This is a genomic window from Nonomuraea turcica, assembly GCF_030718205.1.
Lineage (GTDB): Bacteria > Actinomycetota > Actinomycetes > Streptosporangiales > Streptosporangiaceae > Nonomuraea.
Map to the genome: position 1 here is coordinate 266700 of NZ_JAUZQF010000015.1, position 16308 is coordinate 283007.

Consider the following 16308-nt stretch of genomic DNA (forward strand, 5'->3'; position numbering starts at 1 on the left):
CGTGGAACATGGTCGAGGGGAGACTCACGCCGCCTCACCTGGCGGCGAGGGCGTCACCCGCGCAAGCGGAGCACACGGCCGTGAGACCGTACCCCACGTGTTCGTCTTGGCCTCCGACGGCACACCGCTGGACCCCTGCCACCCCGCCCGCGCCCGCAAGCTCCTGGCATCGGGGCGTGCGGTGGTGGTCCGCCACACCCCTTTCGCCATCCGCCTGAAAGACCGCACCGCCGGCCAATCCGAGACCCAGGGCGTGGAGGTCGCCCTGGACCCCGGCAGCAAGCACACCGGCATCAGCGTCTTTCGCGCCCACGACGGCACCCGGCATGGGCGGTACAGCATCCAGATCGATCATCGCGGCGGCAAGATCCGCGACAAGCTCACGGCCCGGGCTTCCTACCGGCGGAGCAGGAGGTCGCGTAACCTGCGCTACCGCGCTCCCAGGTTCGCCAACCGCAGGCGCCCGGACGGCTGGCTCGCCCCGAGCCTTCGGCATCGCGTGGATGCCACGATGAGCTGGGTGCAGCGGCTGTGCCGCCTGGCCCCGGTACGGGCGATCCATATGGAGGTCGTGCGGTTCGACACCCACGCCCTGGCCGCGGGCAAGCCGCTGGAAGGCGTGGAGTACCAGCACGGCACCCTGCATGGTTATGAAGTCCGCGAGTACCTGCTGGCCAAATGGGGGCGGGCATGCGCGTACTGCGCGGCGAGCGGCATCCCGTTGAACATCGACCACATCCAGCCCCGCTCCAGGGGCGGCTCGGACCGGATCAGCAACCTGTGCCTGGCATGCGTGCCCTGCAACCAAGCCAAGAACAGCATGCCGGTCACCGAGTTCCTGGCAGGCCGCCCAGAGGTTCTCTCCCGGGTGCTCGCGCACGCCAAAGCGCCGCTGCGGGACGCCGCCGGCGACAATGCCACCCGCTGGGCACTCTACGCGGCGTTGACGACGACCGGCCTGCCCGTGCGCTGCGGCAGCGGCGGCCGCACGAAGTGGAACCGGCACCGCACCGGCGTACCCAAATCCCATGCCCTGGACGCGTTACACGTGGGCGACCTCGGCTATGTGGCCTCCTGGCCGAGCCAAATCACGGTGATTGCCGCCACCGGCAGAGGCGCGTATTGCCGGACCCGCAGCGACGCCTTCGGATTCCCCCGACTGCGCCTGCCCCGCACCAAGCAGATCCACGGGTACCAGACCGGGGACCTCGTACGCGCGTTGGTGCCGAAAGGCAAGCATGCCGGGTCCCACACCGGCAGGGTTGCCGTCCGCATATCCGGTAGCCACACCGTGCAGACCCCCACCGGCCCTGTGAAAACCTCACACAAGCATCTCCGCCTCCTCCAGCGAGCCGACGGCTACGCCTACACGACTAAGAAGGAAGAACACCAGTGCACGCCCTGACGACGGTTCGCCCTGCGGCGAACCGCCCTTCCCTGTCCCGCTATGCGGGAGTCTGTATCCTCTCCCGTCTGAAGGCCGGAGTATTCACGGAGAAAGTCGGATGACCCGCGTGGTGCTGCTGGGCGGATCGCCCGGCCCCGACACCTCACCGACTGGCCTGCGGCTGCCCGCGCTGCCCGGCAATCCCACCGTCGGCGAACGGCTGCGCAGCCAACTCGCTTCCCTTGACCCGCGGCCCGCCACCATCGCGCCAGACGACGTGGCAGCCGCCCTTCTCGACTTGGCCGACGTCGCGGAATCAACGACGGAGAGCCTGCTCATCATCCCGGAAAACTCGGTCGTCCACGACGAGCTGATCTATCAGATCACCAAGACCAAGCGCGGTGCGCTGGCGCTCGTCGCGAAAGAGCCGCGTCCGGACATGGCGGACGAGGAGGCTCAGGAGGACAGCGTCCCGATCGACGAGGCAGATCCGGAGATCGGCCTCAGCCTGGTCGAGGGGCTGCCCGTGCGCTCTCGCGTCGGCAAATCGCGCGTGGTGTCCGTCGGCACCGCGGCCCACGCCGTGACCCGGCCCAACGCCGTGATGCTCGGCCCCGTGCACCTCAGCGCGCGCAACGCCCCCGTGCTCGCGCAGACCTGCCGGGAGCTGGCCGCCATGGCGCACACCTTCGGCCCGGACGACGACCTGGTGCAGCTCGTCGTGTTCGGCCTGGTGCGCAATGGCGTGTCCGTCGGCATCCGCGGCCGCCGCGACCTGTTCTACCGCCGGGTCACCACCCAGGAGGAGGCCAACGAGGCCGGCGCCGAGATGGCCGGCATGGACGAGGACCGCGCCCGGCTCAACAACGCGGTCAAGGGCGCCGACGGCTTCTTCACTACGTACTTCGTCTCCACCTACTCCCGCTTCATCGCCCGCTGGGCGGCCCGCCGCGGGCTGACGCCCAACCAGGTGACGCTGATCTCGATCGCGCTGGGCGTGGCCGCGGCCGCCTGCTTCGCCACCGGCGAGCGCCCGTGGATGGTGCTGGGCGGCGTGCTGATCTACTTCGCGTTCGTCTTCGACTGCGTCGACGGGCAGGTCGCCCGCTACGCCCGCAAGTTCGGCGTGCTGGGGGCGTGGCTGGACGCCACGTTCGACCGGTTCAAGGAATACGTGGTCTTCGCCGGCCTGGCCCTCGGCTACGTGATCGCCGGCAACAGCGACGACATCTGGATCCTGGCGCTGGCCGCGCTCGGTCTGCAGTCGGTGCGCCACCTGCTCGACTTCTCCTTCGGCATCTCCAACCGCCGCAAGCCGCCCGCGCAGCTGCCCACGCTGCCGCTGGACGCGCCGGACGACCGCGCACTGCGCAAGGCCCTCGTACGCCGCAAAGAGGAGCGCAGCCAGGGCCTGCGGGGCCTGCTCAAGATGTGGACCAAGGCGGGCAAGTTCCGTGCTGTCCACTGGGCGCGCAAGATGATCGTGTTCCCCATCGGCGAGCGGTTCGCGGCCATCGCGATCACCGCCGCCCTCTTCGACGCCCGGATCACCTTCCTCACACTGGTGATCTGGGGCTCCCTCGCCGCCGCCTACACCCTCACCGGTCGCTTGATGAGGTCCCTCGTATGATCACCGCACCGCAGGCCATGGCCACCCCCACGCCGGACCCCGACGAGGAGCGCCGGCGCATCCAGACCGCCCGTCTGCTCGCGTACCGCGACGACGGCCCCCTCACCCACCTGCTGGCGCCCCGGCTGGGCCGTGGCCTGCTGCCCGTGCCCGCCACGCTCGCCGCCCTCCTCGCCGTCACCGCCGTCGCGGTCACCGGGCTGCTCCAGCCCGGCCCGATCCTGCTCGTGCCCGTGGCGATCTGCTTGCTGCTCATCCTGCCCACGGCGCCGCGCAACCACCTGGGCCGCTTCGACTGGCTGACGCCGCCGCTGCTGCGCGCCACCGAGTTCCTCGCCATCATCGCCATCGGCCTGGCCGCCGACGCGCCGAAGTGGTTGTTGTTCGTGCTGGTGTACGTCGTGGGCTATCACACCTACGACACCGTTTACCGCACCCGGCAGAGCATCTGGCCGCCCGCGTGGGTGTTCCACGCAGGGCTCGGCTGGGAGGTGCGGCTGCTGATCATCGGTGTGGGCGCGGCGCTCGGCATCGTGACGCCCGTGCTGGCGGTGCTGACGGCGTACCTGTTCGTGTTGTTCGCGGTGGAGAGCGTGACGAGCTGGGTCCGCCTGGACAAGGCGTCCGCCCAGGCCGGCGCGGACGCCGAGCAGGACCTGGAGGCCTCCCCGGAGGACGCCCTGGAGCAGGCCACTGGCGAGGCCGAGAAGGGGTAACTTCCCTTTTTTATCTCGTTTTGTGCGGCGCCGCTGATCTCTAGCGGCGCCGCACTTTTCATTCTCCCTCGCTTTGGGACGTCGCGACGGGGAGCGCGGGTTCGGCCTCCTCGGCGGCGCGCCTCCTGCGCGAACGCGCCATCGGGACGATCGCGGCCAGGTTGGCGGCGGCGACGAGCACGCCGCCCGTCAGCGCCAGCGCCGTCACCCCGGTGAGGCCGGCCAGCGGCGCCGCCACCGCCAGCCCGAACGGCCTGGACGCGAACGAGATGAGCTGGTCGAACGACCGCACCCGCCCCAACGCCGCTTCCGGAATCTCATCGGCCACGACGGTCTCCCACAGCGGGCTGAGCAGCCCCAGCCCGAACATCCCCACGAAGTAGGCTCCCGCCATCACCGGCGCGGGCGCTGTCACGGCAAGGGCCACCATGGGCAGCAGGTAACACGCGGCACCGAGCTGCACCACGGCCAGCGGCCTCCGGATGGGCAGCCGAGGAGCCGCGAACACGCCCAGGACCAGACCAACCATGCCGCTCTGCACGATCACCATCCAGCTCGCCTCGCCGCCCAACTCCTGCACGGCGGCCACCGGGCCGAGCGTGAGGAACAACCCGGCCATGAAGTGCCACACGCCGTGTCCCAGCACGCACGCCATGAACCACGGACGCTCCCTGATCTCCCGCCATCCCTCGACCAGATCCCTGCCGAACGAGGAGGCCGCACCTCGCCCGACAAGTCGCCTCGCGGACGCGGCGGACGTCTGACGTGGGCCAGACGTACGAGCGCCTGGGGAAGCCGTATGGATACCGCCAAGCGTCAGCGCCGAGCAGGCGAACAGCGCCGCCGTGAGCGCGGCCGCCCAGCCCGGACCGGCGGCCAGCGTGATAGCGCCCGCCAGCGCCGGAGCCACCACCGCGGACAGGCTCGTCGCCACGCCGATCCGCGCGTTCATCCGCAACCGGTCCGGCCCGGGCACCACCGCGACCACCAGCCTCGGCACGGCCGGGCTGCCGAACGCGATGGCCGCTCCCGCCACCGCCGACAACAGCGCCAGGTCAAGGAGACGGTTCACTCCGAGCAACAGCTCGACGGCTATGGCCGCTTGCGACAGGCATCGGGTCAGGTCGGCGAACAACGCGACCCGTTGGGGCCGGATCCGGTCGGCCAGCACCCCACCCACGGGGAGCAACAGCAGCAGCGGCACCATCTCGCTCGCCAGCACGGCGCCCAGCGCCGCGCCATCCCCGGTCGCCCGCAGCACTGCGAGGGTCAGGGTGGTGGGGATGAGAGCGGTGGCGAGCGCGGACAGGCATCGCCCGATCAGCAGTCGGTTCATCACGACAAAGCACGATATTTCGCTACCGAATGTTTCGTCAACAAAATACTTGCTGCCGTATGATCCGTCGCATGAAGGACTCGGTCGACCGTCACCTGGCCCGCTGGCGCGGCAAGGCGCCCTTCGACGAGCAGGTGGAGGCGATCGTGACGCGGATGCAGGTCCTCGTTAAGCACCTGGCCCACACCAAGGAGGCGGCGCTGAGTGACGTGGGCATGCAGGACTTCGAGTTCGAGACGTTGCACCGGCTGATAGCGCGCGGCGGCTCGGCCACCCCGTCCGAGCTCGCCACGGACCTCCTGCTGTCCCCGGCCGGGATGACCGGCCGGCTCGACACGCTGGAGCGAGCCGACCTGGTACGGCGGGTGCGCAGCACGGAAGATCGCCGGCGGGTGGACGTCGAGCTCACTCCCAAGGGCCATGACCTGTGGATGGACGCGATGACGATCCGGGCGGAGGTGGAGGCCAACATGGTGAACGCCCTCACCCCGGCCGATCAGGTCGTCCTGAACGACCTGCTCAAGAGACTCCTCGTCAAGACAGAAGCCACCCACTGACCCCACCGGCGACCGCCCGTGGATGGTGCTGGGCGGCGTACTGATCTACTTCGCGTTCGTCTTCGACTGTGTCGACGGGAGCTCGTCGTGGTGGCCGCCGCCCTGAGAAGTGAGCGCATAGTCTGGGGTTCAGGCAGACCCGGGCCGGGTTCCGGTCCGGCCCGAGCCAGGAGACGCGGATGGCGTTCTTGTCGCGGCTGTTCAAGCGGGGCGATCCGCTGGCCGAGCGCGAGGAGGCGCGCCGGCAGGGGATGCGGGACGCCCGCCGGCACCCCTTGGGCGAGTTCACGGATCCGGACTACCAGCCCGTGTACGTGACGGAGATCCGGGCCCGGGCCCGCGAGCAGATCACCGAGGTCGATCGGCGGTTAGCGGCCGCCCGTACGGCGTTGCTGGAGCGGGCGGTGGGGGCGCGGGAGGCGATCCTGCGGGAGCTGGGCAGGAGCGACACGCGGCCGGAGCCACGGCCCTCACAGGTGAACGGGCACGCCCCGGGTGATGAGGATGCGTTCATCTCGATCGCGGAGGCCAGGACGCGGCGGGCGGAGGCGCGGCGGCGGGCCGTGGTCGAGGAGGCCAACGCCAATGTGCAGCGGGCCAGGGCCCGGGTCGAGCAGCTCAGCCAGGAGTGGGAGAGCGCGCTGATCGAGCGTGAGCACGAGGTGGAGGCGGTGCAGGCCAGGGCCGAGCAGCTCATCGCCGCGTACAAGGGGGGCGTGCTGGAGGCCCATCCGCGCCGGGAGGAGATTCCGTCCCTGTGGAAGGGTGAGGTCATCGCGATGGGGGCGGCCGGTGACACACCTGCGGCGGTCTCGGGGCGGGAGGAGATCGGGCGGATCCTGCGGGAGGTGGAGAGCCGGATCGAAGTGTGGCGGGCGGAGGTGATGCCGCGCGAGCTGACGACCGAGTCGCGCCGCCGGCTCGGCCCGGCGATCTCGGCCGACGACCACCCCACGGCCGAGCACACCGGGCACGACCACCCCGCCCAGAACGATTCGGCCGGGCCGGACCAGGACGCTCGGTGAGGATCGCGGCATGACGAAGGCACATGATGGCGGAGGGCGCCTGATGGCGGGGGACGGTGGCGAAGGGAGCGTTCACGGGCGGTGCGCGGCCTTACGAGCGCGGACCCGGCGTGGGGTCGTGCACAGGCTGGTCGCGGCCGTGTGCGGGTTGCTCCTGGTCGTGGCCGGGGTGGCGGGGTGTGGCACCGAGGCGCGTTCCATCTGTGGTGTGATCGTCGACTCGACCAGCTACGCCGAGCCCGCCACCTCCAGGAGCGACGTCACCTCAAAGCTGATCCCCTTCGCCCAGAACTGCGATTGGATCGCCTTCGCCGCCGTCACAGGAAGCTCCGAGAGCAGTACGTGCCGCCAGGACCCCGTGGCCATCGCCGCCACCCGGGCCGAAAACCCCAACGAGAACCCGGTCGTCGAGGACCGCGTCAGGGCCCACCGCATCAAGGAGGTCCTGCCCAGGGCGGTCCAGCTGTTCGACTGCCCGACAGAGGGACAGGGTTCTGACGTGCTGGGGGCCCTGCGCTACGTGGTCAAGCAGCTCAGCGCACAGCGGCAGCCGGACAAGGGCCACGAGATCATCGTGTTCAGCGACCTCATCAACAACCGGGGCGACCTGGACATCAACAAGCTGGACCTGAGCGAGGGCGGGCGAGAGCAGAAGATCAAGGAACTGCGGGACGCACGGCTGCTCCCCGACATGTCGGGGTATTCGGTGGTCGTCCACGGCTTCCTGCGGGCGAAGACGTCGGACCCCGACCGGTTCCCTCGGCTCGAGGACTTCTGGCGGGAGGCCTTCGAGTCCGCGGGGGCGAGCACGGTCGATCTGCTCTGAGAGCGCTCACGGAAGCAACTCTTCCCCGGTGCAACGATATTGACAGCACGTAAACGCTGTGGTCACATCACGTGAGAGAGCGCTCTCTCAAACACGCCGCTCGCACCCCCCAGGAGCGAAAACGATGACAACAGCAAGCAGACAAAGGCGGCGCCTGACGGCCGTGGCCGTGGCGCTGACGGCGCTCACCGGCCTGCTCGTTCAGGTGGCCGTCGGCGCCTCGGCCGCCGTCCCGCCCACCCCGTCCGGCTGGTCCCTGGTCTGGTCAGACGACTTCAACGGCAACGCCGGCACCCTGCCCTCGTCGACCAACTGGATCATCGACACGGGGCACGCGTACCCCGGCGGCCCGGCCAACTGGGGCACCGGCGAGATCCAGAACTACACCTCCAGCACCTCCAACCTCAGCCTCGACGGCGGCGGCAACCTGCGCATCACGCCCCTGCGGAGCAGCTCAGGCGAGTGGACGTCGGCCCGCATCGAGACCAGGCGCGCCGACTTCAAACCCGCCGACGGGCGGATCCTGCGTATCGAGAGCCGGATCCAGATGCCGAACGTGACCGGCGACGCGGCCCTCGGCTACTGGCCGGCGTTCTGGGCGCTCGGGTCGCCGTACCGGGGGAACTACTGGAACTGGCCGGGCATCGGCGAGTTCGACATCATGGAGAACGTCAACGGCATCAACTCCGTCTGGGGCGTGCTCCACTGTGGCGTCAACCCGGGCGGGCCGTGCAACGAGACGACCGGCCTCGGCGCCAGCCGCGCCTGCCCCGGCTCCACCTGCCAGTCGGCCTTCCACACCTACCGGTTCGAGTGGGACCGCAGCGTGAGCCCGAACCAGCTGCGGTGGTACGTGGACGGCCAGCAGTTCCACAGCGTGAGCCAATCCCAGTTCGACGCCACGACCTGGACCAACATGACCGGCCACGCCGGCTACTTCCTGCTGCTCAACGTGGCGATGGGCGGCGCGTTCCCGAACGCCCTCGGCGGCCAGACCCCGACGGCCGCCACCGTGCCCGGGCGTCCCATGGTGGTGGACTACGTGGCGGTGTGGCAGAGCGGCACCACCACCCCGACCACGCCGCCCGGTGGCGTGGACGCCCGCTCCACCATCGAGGCGGAGCGCTACCAGGCTCAGTCGGGCACCATCGTGGAGACGACCACCGACACGGGCGGCGGGCAGAACGTCGGCGCCATCTCCAACGGCGACTGGCTGCGCTTCGACGGGGTGAACTTCGGCACCGAGGCGGCCAGGCAGTTCAGGGCCAGGGTGGCTTCGGGAGCCGCGGCCGGGGTGAGCGGGCTGGTGCAGGTGCGGCTGGACAGCCCCACGGCCGCGCCCATCGGCGACTTCGCCCTCGCCAACACGGGCGGGTGGCAGAGCTGGCGCACGGTGCCGGCCAACATCTCGGCCGTCACGGGCACGCACACCGTCTACCTGACCTTCAGCAGCGGTCAGCCGGCCGATTTCGTCAACGTCAACTGGTTCACGTTCTCGACCTCTTGACGTTCTCGAAGAGGGCCGGGAAGACCTTCGCGACCTTCGAAAGCAGGTATTCGCTGTACGTGCCCGTGAAGTCCACCTGGCCGTCCCAGCGGTGGCCGGGCGCGTACGGCAGGGGCGGCACCTCGTCGTCCCAGCCCGGGTCGAAGAAGAACGGGAAGCTGAGGCGCTCGTTGCCGCTGCGGTTGCGTACGCGGTGCGGGGTCGAGCGGTAGTGGCCGCCGGTGAGCTTGTCGAGCATGTCGCCGATGTTGCAGACGAAGGTGCCCGCCAGCGGCGGGGCCTCGATCCAGCCGCGCGGGGTGCGGACCTGCAGGCCGCCGTTCTCGTCCTGGAGGAGGAGGGTGAGCAGGCCGTAGTCGGTGTGCTCCCCCACGCCCCAGGTGCCGGTGTCGTCCGGCGGAGCGGGCGGATAGTGGAAGATCCGGAAGAGGATGGTCGGGTCGGCGGTGTAGCCGGTGCGGAAGTAGTCCTCGTCCAGGCCGAGGCTCAGGGCGATGCCCGACATGACGGCCTGGGCGAGCGCGGTCATCCTGTCGAGGTATTCGAGCACGGCCTCACGCAGCTCGGGGACCTGGGCGGGGAAGAGGTTGGGCCCGTGCAGCGGGAGCGGACCGGGCGGGTCCTCGGGGCCGAGGTAGATGCCTTCCTTCAGGTCGGGCCGGCCCGAGGTGAGCTCCCCGCCGACCGGGAAGAAGCCGCGCCAGGCCGTGCCGCCCTTGTCCATGGAGATCTCCGCCTTCACCTCGTCGGGGAGGGCGAAGAAGCGCCGGCTCGCCGCATCGAGCCGGGCGAGCAGCTCCGGCGGCACGCCATGGCCGGTGACGTAGAAGAAGCCGCTGTCGCGGCAGGCGGCGCCGATGGCGTCCGCGACGGCGCGTTTGGCGGGATCCGGGGCGTCGGTGAGAAGGGAAGCGACCTCGATGACCGGCAATTCGCTCACCACGCCATTGTTCTACAGTTCGGGCGCTTAGCATCGGAGGCAGGACCCTCGTTGGAGGCCCGATGCGCTTCTTACGCCGCAAGCAGGACGAGTCGTTCGAGCCTGGCCAGGTCACCCGCATCACGCCTGCCGTCGCGTACGACGGCGACCTCTACCGCCTGCCCGACTGGCCGCGCCGCCGCCGTGAGGAGCGCGAGCTCGGCCGTACGCACGCCGCCGACGGCCAGATCGACACGCTGACGCTGCAGACCGGCAGCGTGCCGCGCTTCCACGAGCTGGAGGACGAGCGGCTGGCGGAGCTGGCCGAGCTCGACGAGCGCACCGAGCAGGAGATCCAGCGGGCGCGTGCCGAGTTCGAGTCCCAGAAGATCAGGCTCGCGGAGTCGCAGCGCACGTTCGGGGAGGCGCGCAAGGCCCTGGAGGACAGCCAGCGCCGGGTGACGGAGCTGGAGCAGCCCAGCAAGCGGCCGGGCGACGGCCGGCCCAGCTCGATCGCGATCTCCGGCAGCCACTGGCCATTGATCCGCCGCTGGCTGCCTGCCGCGCTCCTGCTGCTGCTCCTGCTGATCGTCGAGGTCCCGATCCTTTACCAGGTCATCCTGAGCTGGGGCGACAGCATCGCGATGACCGCGCTGCTGGCCGCGGGCGCGGCGCTCATCATGCTGGTCGCGCCCCACATGTACGGCAGGGCGTTCCGGTCCTGGCAGGAGCACGGCAGCTCGGCCAAGGGCCGCTGGCTGCTGATCGGCGTGGCGCTGGTCTGGCTCGGCCTCATCGTCGCCGTCGCCGTGCTGCGCAGGGACGCCCTGGTCAAGCCGCTGATCGTGGACGGTCAGGAGATCGGCCCCACGTCGGAGGGCGTCGGCCAGCTGCCCACGATGATCCTGCTGCTGGCGCTGCTGATCGCCACCGCGCTCATCGCCGCCGACCTGGGGCGGCGCATGCACAACCCCAACGACCGCCGGCTGCGGGAGCTGCGGGCCAAACGCGACGCCGAGGCCGCCGCCAGCGCCGCCGCCCAGCGCGCCTACCAGCACGACGCCGGGTACGCGGAGAGCATCGCCCAATACCTGCAGGCGGTGGACCGACGCAAGGCCAGCAGGCTGCGTCAGCTGGACAGCGGCTTCGACAGCCTGGCCACCGCGTACCTCGGCGGCGTGGTCGAAGGGCTCAAGGATCCGGAGGCGGCCAGCTGGGCCGAGCGCATCGTGCTGCGCCGCCGTACCCGATCCTGACAACGGTCAGGTGGAGTCGCGGACGACGAGGCGGGTGGGCAGGACCACGGACTCGGTGTGGCGGCCCTCCAACCGGGACAGCAGCAGCCGGGCGACCGCCAGCGCCTGGTCGGCGACCGGTATGCGGATGGTCGTGAGGCCGGGTGTGGTGGCCGAGGCGGCGTCGATGTCGTCGAAGCCGGCGATCGCCAGATCCTCCGGCACTCTCCGCCCGGCCTCCCGCGCCGCCTGCAGCGCCCCGATGGCCAGCTGGTCGGTGGCGGCGAAGACGGCGTCCAGGGCGGGATCGTCGCTGAGCAGCTGCTCAGTCGCCGCCGCGCCCGAGGAGCGGGTGAGGTCCGCGAGGGCCAGCATCGGCTGCCGGTTGGCCTGCCGCATCGCGGTCCGGTGGCCGTCCAGCCGGTCCTGTACGGCCACCAGGTCCATGGGGCCGCAGATCATGCCGATGTGGCGGCGGCCGCGGGCCAGCAGGTGCTCGGTCGCGGCCTTCGCGCCGCCGGCGTTGTCCACGTCCACGTACGGCATCATCGACGCGATCGCCGGCTTGCCGAGCAGCACGATCGGCACGCCGGTGCGGGACAGGCGCTCGGCCAGCGTGTCGCCGCGGTCCGGGGGCAGCAGCACCACCCCGTCCACCAGGCCCGCCTGCACGTGCTGGACGATGCGCCGGTGACTGTCGGCCGTGTCGGCGAGCATGAGCGTGATCTGTTTGCCCGCGCCTTCCAGCAGGCTGGTCACGTATTGGACGACGGCCGCCGTCAGCTGGTCGCCGCCCTGCCGGGGGACGGACAGGACGAGCGCGATCGTGTTGGTCCTGCGGGTGACGAGGCTGCGGGCGGCCGCGTTGGGCACGTATCCCAGCTCCCTGACCGCCCGCAGCACCGACTCCCGGACCTCGGGGCTGACCGACGCCTCGCCGTTGACGACGCGCGAGACCGTGGCGCGGGAGACGCCGGAGCGGGCGGCCACGGTCTCGAGGGTGGGGCGCTTCGGGCGGGTCTCGGTCAGGCCGTTGCGCTTGATGACGTCGCGGTACCACAGCGCGCTGTCCTTGAGCCGGCGTCGCTGGGTGGCGAAGTCGACGTGGACGAGGCCGAACTTGCGCCGGTAGCCGTCGGCCCATTCGAGGTTGTCGAGCAGCGTCCAGACGAGGAACCCGCGGACCTTGGCGCCGTCCTGGACGGCCGCGCGGACGGCGCGCAGGTGCTCCTCGATGAAGCTGATGCGCTCCACGTCGTGGATGCCGCCGCCGGTCACCACGTCGACGAAGTCGGCGCCGTTCTCGGTGATCATCAGCTCGGTGTCGGGGTACTCCGCGGTCAGGCGGCGCAGCAGGTGGGTCAGGCAGCCGGGGACGATGGGCCAGCCCATGGCGGTGACGGCGGTGGGGACCGTGCAGAACAGCACGCCCTCACTGCCCGGGTAGGCGGGGTCGGCGGGCTCGCTGGGCTGGGCCTGCACGACGAGCGGGGTGTAGTAGTTGACGCCGAGCAGGTCCATCGGCTGGGAGATGAGCTCCAGGTCGCCGTCGTGCACGTGGCCGAGCCCAGCGGTGCGCTCGATGATCGGCAGCAGCTCCGGAGGGTAGGCGCCGCGCAGCATGGGCTCCAGGAACTGCCGGTTGGCCAGCACGTCGATCCTGGCCACGGCCTCGGCGTCCTCGGCCGACAGGGCCCGGCCGGCGTCGCTCACCTGGCCGGGCGTCATGACGGGCGAGATGTTGAGCACGCCGCCCACCCGCGCCGCCCCGGCCGCGCGCAACGCCTGTGCGCCGAGCCCGTGTGCGAGCAGTAAATGGTGGGCGGCGCGGAAGGCGTCGGCGGCCGATTCCCGGCCCGGCGCGTGAATGCCGGACCCGTAGCCGAGAAAGGCGGCCACCCACGGCTCGTTGACGGTGAACCAGGTGTCGACCCGATCCCCCAGCCGGTCGGCCACGGCGGCGGCATAATCGGCGAAATGGCGGGCGGTGTCCCGGGACGGCCAGCCGCCGGCGTCCTCCAATGCCTGCGGCAGATCCCAGTGGTAAAGCGTCGCATACGGCGTGATGCCCGCATCCAGCAGCTCGTCGAGCAGCCGGTCGTAAAAATCGAGCCCGGCCGCGTGCAATTTCCCGGAGCCGTCGGGAAACACCCGCGGCCAGCTGACGGAAAATCGGTATGCGGCCATTCCGAGGTCTTTCATCAACCGCACGTCTTCGCGATAGCGGTGGTAATGGTCGCAGGCGTCGGCGCGGTCCGCGGAAAAGGTGTCCCAAATGGACTGGCCGCGGCCGTCGGCCGAGGTGGCACCTTCGATTTGAAAGGCCGACGTCGACACACCCCAGATGAATCCCTCGGGGAAGGCAGCTGTGCTCATTCTGGCGGAAGTCCTCCGGTGAAGCGGCAGAGCGTCCAGTCTCCCGCGCGCCGCTCGTCGCGCGCCAGCCTGGCCACGCTGTATACAGAGCGCGTGGAACTGGACCGGCTCGATCGTGACATCATCGCGGCGCTCGTCGACGACGCCCGCGCGACCTACGCGGAGATCGGCCACCAGGTGGGGTTGAGCGCGTCGGCGGTCAAACGACGGGTGGACCGGCTGCTCGACAGCGGGGCGATCACCGGGTTCAGCGCCGTGGTCTCGCCGCAGGCGCTCGGCTGGACGACCGAGGCGTACGTGGAGCTGTTCTGCCAGGGCAAGACCAAGCCGTCGGACATCGCGCTGGCGGTGGCCAAGTTCCCCGAGGTGGTGGGGGCGGCCACGATCACCGGCGAGGCGGACGCGTTGCTGCACATCAGGGCGACGGACGTGCGCCACGTGGAGCGGGTGATCGAGCGCATCGCGGCGCAGTCCTTCGTGGTCAGGACCAAGAGCTCCATCGTGCTGTCACGGCTGGTCGAGGCCCCTCCGGGGGTCGTACGCAATGGATCGCCCACCACGGCCTGAAAGACGCAACAGACCCGCGCAAACACGCAATGCAACGACTTGGCCTGCATAAACATACATTCTTAGGCTGTCTCCGTCCCCTCCGATCAGATCAGGGACATCCGCTCATAAAGCTCGACGGAGACCTGCATGCCCAAACACTTCCTCATGTGCCGTCCGGACTACTTCACGGTCGAGTACGCGATCAACCCGTGGATGCATCCCGAGGCCGGCGCCGACCGCCACATCGCGGTCCGGCAGTGGGAGGGGCTGAAGGCCGCCTACGAGGAGCTCGGCCACCAGGTCAGCCTGATCGACCCGATCGACGGGCTGCCGGACATGGTGTTCGCCGCCAACGGCGCCCTGGTCGTGGGCGGGCGCGTCTACGGCGCCAGGTTCGCCTACCCGCAGCGCGGTCCCGAGGGGCCGGCCTACCTGCGGTGGTTCGCCGAGCACGGTTATCCGGTGCAGGCGCCGCAGCACGTCAATGAGGGTGAGGGCGACTTCCTCACGCTCGAGGACGTCATTCTGGCCGGCACGGGCTTCCGCACGGAGGTGGTGGCCCACCAGGAGGCGCAGGAATACGTGGGCCGCCCGGTGATCTCGCTGACCCTGGTCGACCCCCGCTTCTACCACCTCGACACGGCGCTGTTCCCGCTCGACGGGCACAACGTAGCCTACTACCCGGAAGCCTTCTCCGCGGGCAGCCGGGAGGTGCTGCGCCGGATGTTCCCCGACGCGGTGCTCGCCACCGCCGAGGACGCCGAGGTGCTCGGCCTGAACGCGGTCAGCGACGGCACGCACGTCGTCATCAACGCCGAGGCCTCCGGCCTGCAGTTGGAGCTCAAGCGCCGTGGGTACGAGGTCATTCCGGTCGATCTCTCGGAGCTGCGCAAGGCAGGCGGGGGCCCCAAGTGCTGCACACTGGAGATCAGGGGGGAGAACTGACATGACCAGCAGCGCAGAGCTGATCGAGCTCAGCGAGCGTCGCAGCGCGCACAACTACCATCCGCTGCCCGTCGTGATCCATGAGGCCAACGGCGCCTGGGTCACCGACGTGGACGGCAAGCGATATCTGGACTGTCTGTCCGGCTATTCATCGCTCAACTTCGGCCACGGCAACCCGAAGATCCTCGAGGCCGCCCAGGAGCAGCTGCAGCGGCTGACCCTGACCAGCCGTGCCTTCTACCACGACCAGTTCGCGCGGTTCTGCGCCGGGCTCGGCGACCTCACGGGCAAGGACATGATCCTGCCCATGAACACCGGCGCCGAGGCCGTCGAGACCGCCATCAAGGTGGCGCGCAAGTGGGGGTACGAGGTCAAGGGCGTGGAGCCGGACCTCGCCAACATCATCGTGATGGAGAACAACTTCCACGGCCGCACCACCACGATCATCAGCTTCTCCACTGACCCCGACGCGCACGACGACTTCGGGCCGTACACGCCGGGCTTCCGGATCGTGCGGTATGGGTCCATCGAGGCGATCAGGGAGGCCGTGGACGCCAACACGGTCGGCGTGCTGGTCGAGCCGATCCAGGGTGAGGCCGGGGTGCTGGTGCCGCCGGACGGCTACCTGACCGACATCCGGGAGCTGTGCACGGCCGAGGGCATCCTGATGATCGCCGACGAGATCCAGTCGGGGCTGGGGCGGACCGGGCAGACGTTTGCGTGCGACCACGAAGGGGTCGTGCCCGACATGTACGTCCTGGGCAAGGCACTCGGCGGCGGCGTCGTCCCCGTGTCGGCCATCGCGGCCAACCGGGACGTGCTCGGGGTCATCCACCCGGGACAGCACGGGTCCACGTTCGGCGGGAACCCGCTGGCGTGTGCGGTCGGCAACGCGGTCGTCGAGCTCCTCAACACCGGCGAGTACCAGGCCAGGGCCGCCAAGCTCGGCGAGGTGCTGCACGCCCGGCTGCGCGAGCTGGTCGGCAAGGGCGTGGTCGAGGTGCGCGGACGGGGGCTGTGGGCCGGTGTGGACATCTCTCCTGATCTCGCCACGGGGCGTGAGGTGTCGAAGGCGCTGATGAAGCGGGGTGTGCTCGCCAAGGACACCCAGGGGTCCACGATCCGGCTCGCGCCGCCGATCGTCGTCTCCGAGGAGGACCTCCTCTGGGCGATCGACCAGCTCGCCGACGCCCTCTACGACATCAAAAACCAACACCCATAAAGACATCCATCCTTTACGGCTGCGCCGGCTGGGCCCGACCACCGTACGTGGCCGGGCCCTGTCCAGGGAGACGGTCCT

The 16308-nt window shown here is 70.1% G+C and carries 14 protein-coding genes; 11 read left to right on the forward strand and 3 right to left on the reverse strand.

Going from position 1 to position 16308, the window contains the following annotated elements; translation table 11 throughout:
* The first annotated feature begins 97 nt into the window (after positions 1-97).
* The 3 genes from iscB to Q9G87_RS35230 all read left to right on the forward strand — a co-directional run bounded on the left by iscB (position 98) and on the right by Q9G87_RS35230 (position 3733).
* Positions 98-1405: an RNA-guided endonuclease IscB gene (gene iscB, locus Q9G87_RS35220; RefSeq protein ID WP_305920880.1), complete on the forward strand. Its 1308-nt coding sequence runs from the start codon at positions 98-100 to the stop codon at positions 1403-1405.
* A 100-nt stretch (positions 1406-1505) separates the two neighbouring features.
* A complete protein-coding gene (locus Q9G87_RS35225) occupies positions 1506-3017 on the forward strand; it encodes a CDP-alcohol phosphatidyltransferase family protein (protein WP_305920881.1) in 1512 nt (503 codons plus the stop codon).
* Positions 3014-3733, forward strand: coding sequence for a DUF5941 domain-containing protein (locus Q9G87_RS35230; RefSeq protein WP_305920882.1), 720 nt, complete (start codon positions 3014-3016; stop codon positions 3731-3733). Before Q9G87_RS35225 ends, Q9G87_RS35230 begins: the two co-directional genes overlap by 4 nt.
* Before the next feature lie 58 nt (positions 3734-3791).
* Here Q9G87_RS35230 and Q9G87_RS35235 read toward each other — a convergent pair whose 3' ends face one another.
* A complete protein-coding gene (locus Q9G87_RS35235; RefSeq protein ID WP_305920928.1) occupies positions 3792-5069 on the reverse strand; it encodes an MFS transporter in 1278 nt (425 codons plus the stop codon).
* A 71-nt stretch (positions 5070-5140) separates the two neighbouring features.
* Between Q9G87_RS35235 and Q9G87_RS35240 the strand changes: the two genes are divergently transcribed.
* From Q9G87_RS35240 to Q9G87_RS35255, 4 genes are all read left to right on the forward strand, one after another.
* Positions 5141-5626 (forward strand): MarR family winged helix-turn-helix transcriptional regulator, encoded by a 486-nt coding sequence (locus Q9G87_RS35240; RefSeq protein WP_305920883.1) that lies wholly within the window; start codon positions 5141-5143, stop codon positions 5624-5626.
* 179 nt (positions 5627-5805) lie between these two features.
* On the forward strand, positions 5806-6651 hold the full coding sequence (locus tag Q9G87_RS35245; RefSeq protein ID WP_305920884.1) for a hypothetical protein: 846 nt from the start codon (positions 5806-5808) through the stop codon (positions 6649-6651).
* 118 nt (positions 6652-6769) lie between these two features.
* Positions 6770-7477 carry a vWA domain-containing protein gene (locus tag Q9G87_RS35250; RefSeq protein ID WP_305920885.1) on the forward strand — a complete coding sequence of 236 codons (708 nt, stop codon included), beginning with the start codon at positions 6770-6772 and terminating at the stop codon, positions 7475-7477.
* Between the two features lie 124 nt (positions 7478-7601).
* A complete protein-coding gene (locus Q9G87_RS35255; RefSeq protein WP_305920886.1) occupies positions 7602-8984 on the forward strand; it encodes a glycoside hydrolase family 16 protein in 1383 nt (460 codons plus the stop codon).
* On the opposite strand, the gene Q9G87_RS35260 is transcribed toward Q9G87_RS35255, so the two are convergent.
* Positions 8965-9924 (reverse strand): isopenicillin N synthase family dioxygenase, encoded by a 960-nt coding sequence (locus Q9G87_RS35260; protein ID WP_305920887.1) that lies wholly within the window; start codon positions 9922-9924, stop codon positions 8965-8967. The genes Q9G87_RS35255 and Q9G87_RS35260 overlap by 20 nt on opposite strands.
* A gap of 62 nt (positions 9925-9986) precedes the next feature.
* On the opposite strand from Q9G87_RS35260, the gene Q9G87_RS35265 reads away from it, so the two are divergent.
* The gene (locus Q9G87_RS35265) at positions 9987-11159 is read left to right on the forward strand and encodes a hypothetical protein (RefSeq protein ID WP_305920888.1); all 1173 of its coding nucleotides are present in this window, start codon (positions 9987-9989) and stop codon (positions 11157-11159) included.
* A 6-nt stretch (positions 11160-11165) separates the two neighbouring features.
* Here Q9G87_RS35265 and Q9G87_RS60875 read toward each other — a convergent pair whose 3' ends face one another.
* Complete coding sequence (locus tag Q9G87_RS60875; protein ID WP_371825867.1) at positions 11166-13514, reverse strand: GH1 family beta-glucosidase; 2349 nt, start codon at positions 13512-13514, stop codon at positions 11166-11168.
* Positions 13515-13607: 93 nt separating this feature from the next.
* Here Q9G87_RS60875 and Q9G87_RS35280 point away from each other — a divergent pair, with 93 nt between their 5' ends.
* The 3 genes from Q9G87_RS35280 to rocD all read left to right on the forward strand — a co-directional run bounded on the left by Q9G87_RS35280 (position 13608) and on the right by rocD (position 16230).
* Positions 13608-14081 (forward strand): Lrp/AsnC family transcriptional regulator, encoded by a 474-nt coding sequence (locus Q9G87_RS35280; RefSeq protein WP_305920930.1) that lies wholly within the window; start codon positions 13608-13610, stop codon positions 14079-14081.
* Between the two features lie 129 nt (positions 14082-14210).
* Positions 14211-15008 (forward strand): dimethylargininase, encoded by a 798-nt coding sequence (ddaH, locus tag Q9G87_RS35285; protein WP_305920889.1) that lies wholly within the window; start codon positions 14211-14213, stop codon positions 15006-15008.
* Between the two features lies 1 nt (position 15009).
* Positions 15010-16230, forward strand: coding sequence for an ornithine--oxo-acid transaminase (gene rocD / locus Q9G87_RS35290; RefSeq protein ID WP_305920890.1), 1221 nt, complete (start codon positions 15010-15012; stop codon positions 16228-16230).
* The last annotated feature ends 78 nt before the right edge of the window (positions 16231-16308 follow it).

Excerpts from the sequence above, each read along its gene's own strand:
- Q9G87_RS35225 (WP_305920881.1), top strand. The coding sequence starts at position 1,506 with ATGACCCGCGTGGTGCTGCTGGGCGGATCGCCCGGCCCCGACACCTCA.
- Q9G87_RS35230 (WP_305920882.1), top strand. The coding sequence starts at position 3,014 with ATGATCACCGCACCGCAGGCCATGGCCACCCCCACGCCGGACCCCGAC.
- Q9G87_RS35235 (WP_305920928.1), bottom strand. The coding sequence starts at position 5,069 with ATGAACCGACTGCTGATCGGGCGATGCCTGTCCGCGCTCGCCACCGCT.
- Q9G87_RS35240 (WP_305920883.1), top strand. The coding sequence starts at position 5,141 with ATGAAGGACTCGGTCGACCGTCACCTGGCCCGCTGGCGCGGCAAGGCG.
- Q9G87_RS35245 (WP_305920884.1), top strand. The coding sequence starts at position 5,806 with ATGGCGTTCTTGTCGCGGCTGTTCAAGCGGGGCGATCCGCTGGCCGAG.
- Q9G87_RS35255 (WP_305920886.1), top strand. The coding sequence starts at position 7,602 with ATGACAACAGCAAGCAGACAAAGGCGGCGCCTGACGGCCGTGGCCGTG.
- Q9G87_RS35265 (WP_305920888.1), top strand. The coding sequence starts at position 9,987 with ATGCGCTTCTTACGCCGCAAGCAGGACGAGTCGTTCGAGCCTGGCCAG.
- Q9G87_RS60875 (WP_371825867.1), bottom strand. The coding sequence starts at position 13,514 with ATGAGCACAGCTGCCTTCCCCGAGGGATTCATCTGGGGTGTGTCGACG.
- ddaH (WP_305920889.1), top strand. The coding sequence starts at position 14,211 with ATGCCCAAACACTTCCTCATGTGCCGTCCGGACTACTTCACGGTCGAG.
- rocD (WP_305920890.1), top strand. The coding sequence starts at position 15,010 with ATGACCAGCAGCGCAGAGCTGATCGAGCTCAGCGAGCGTCGCAGCGCG.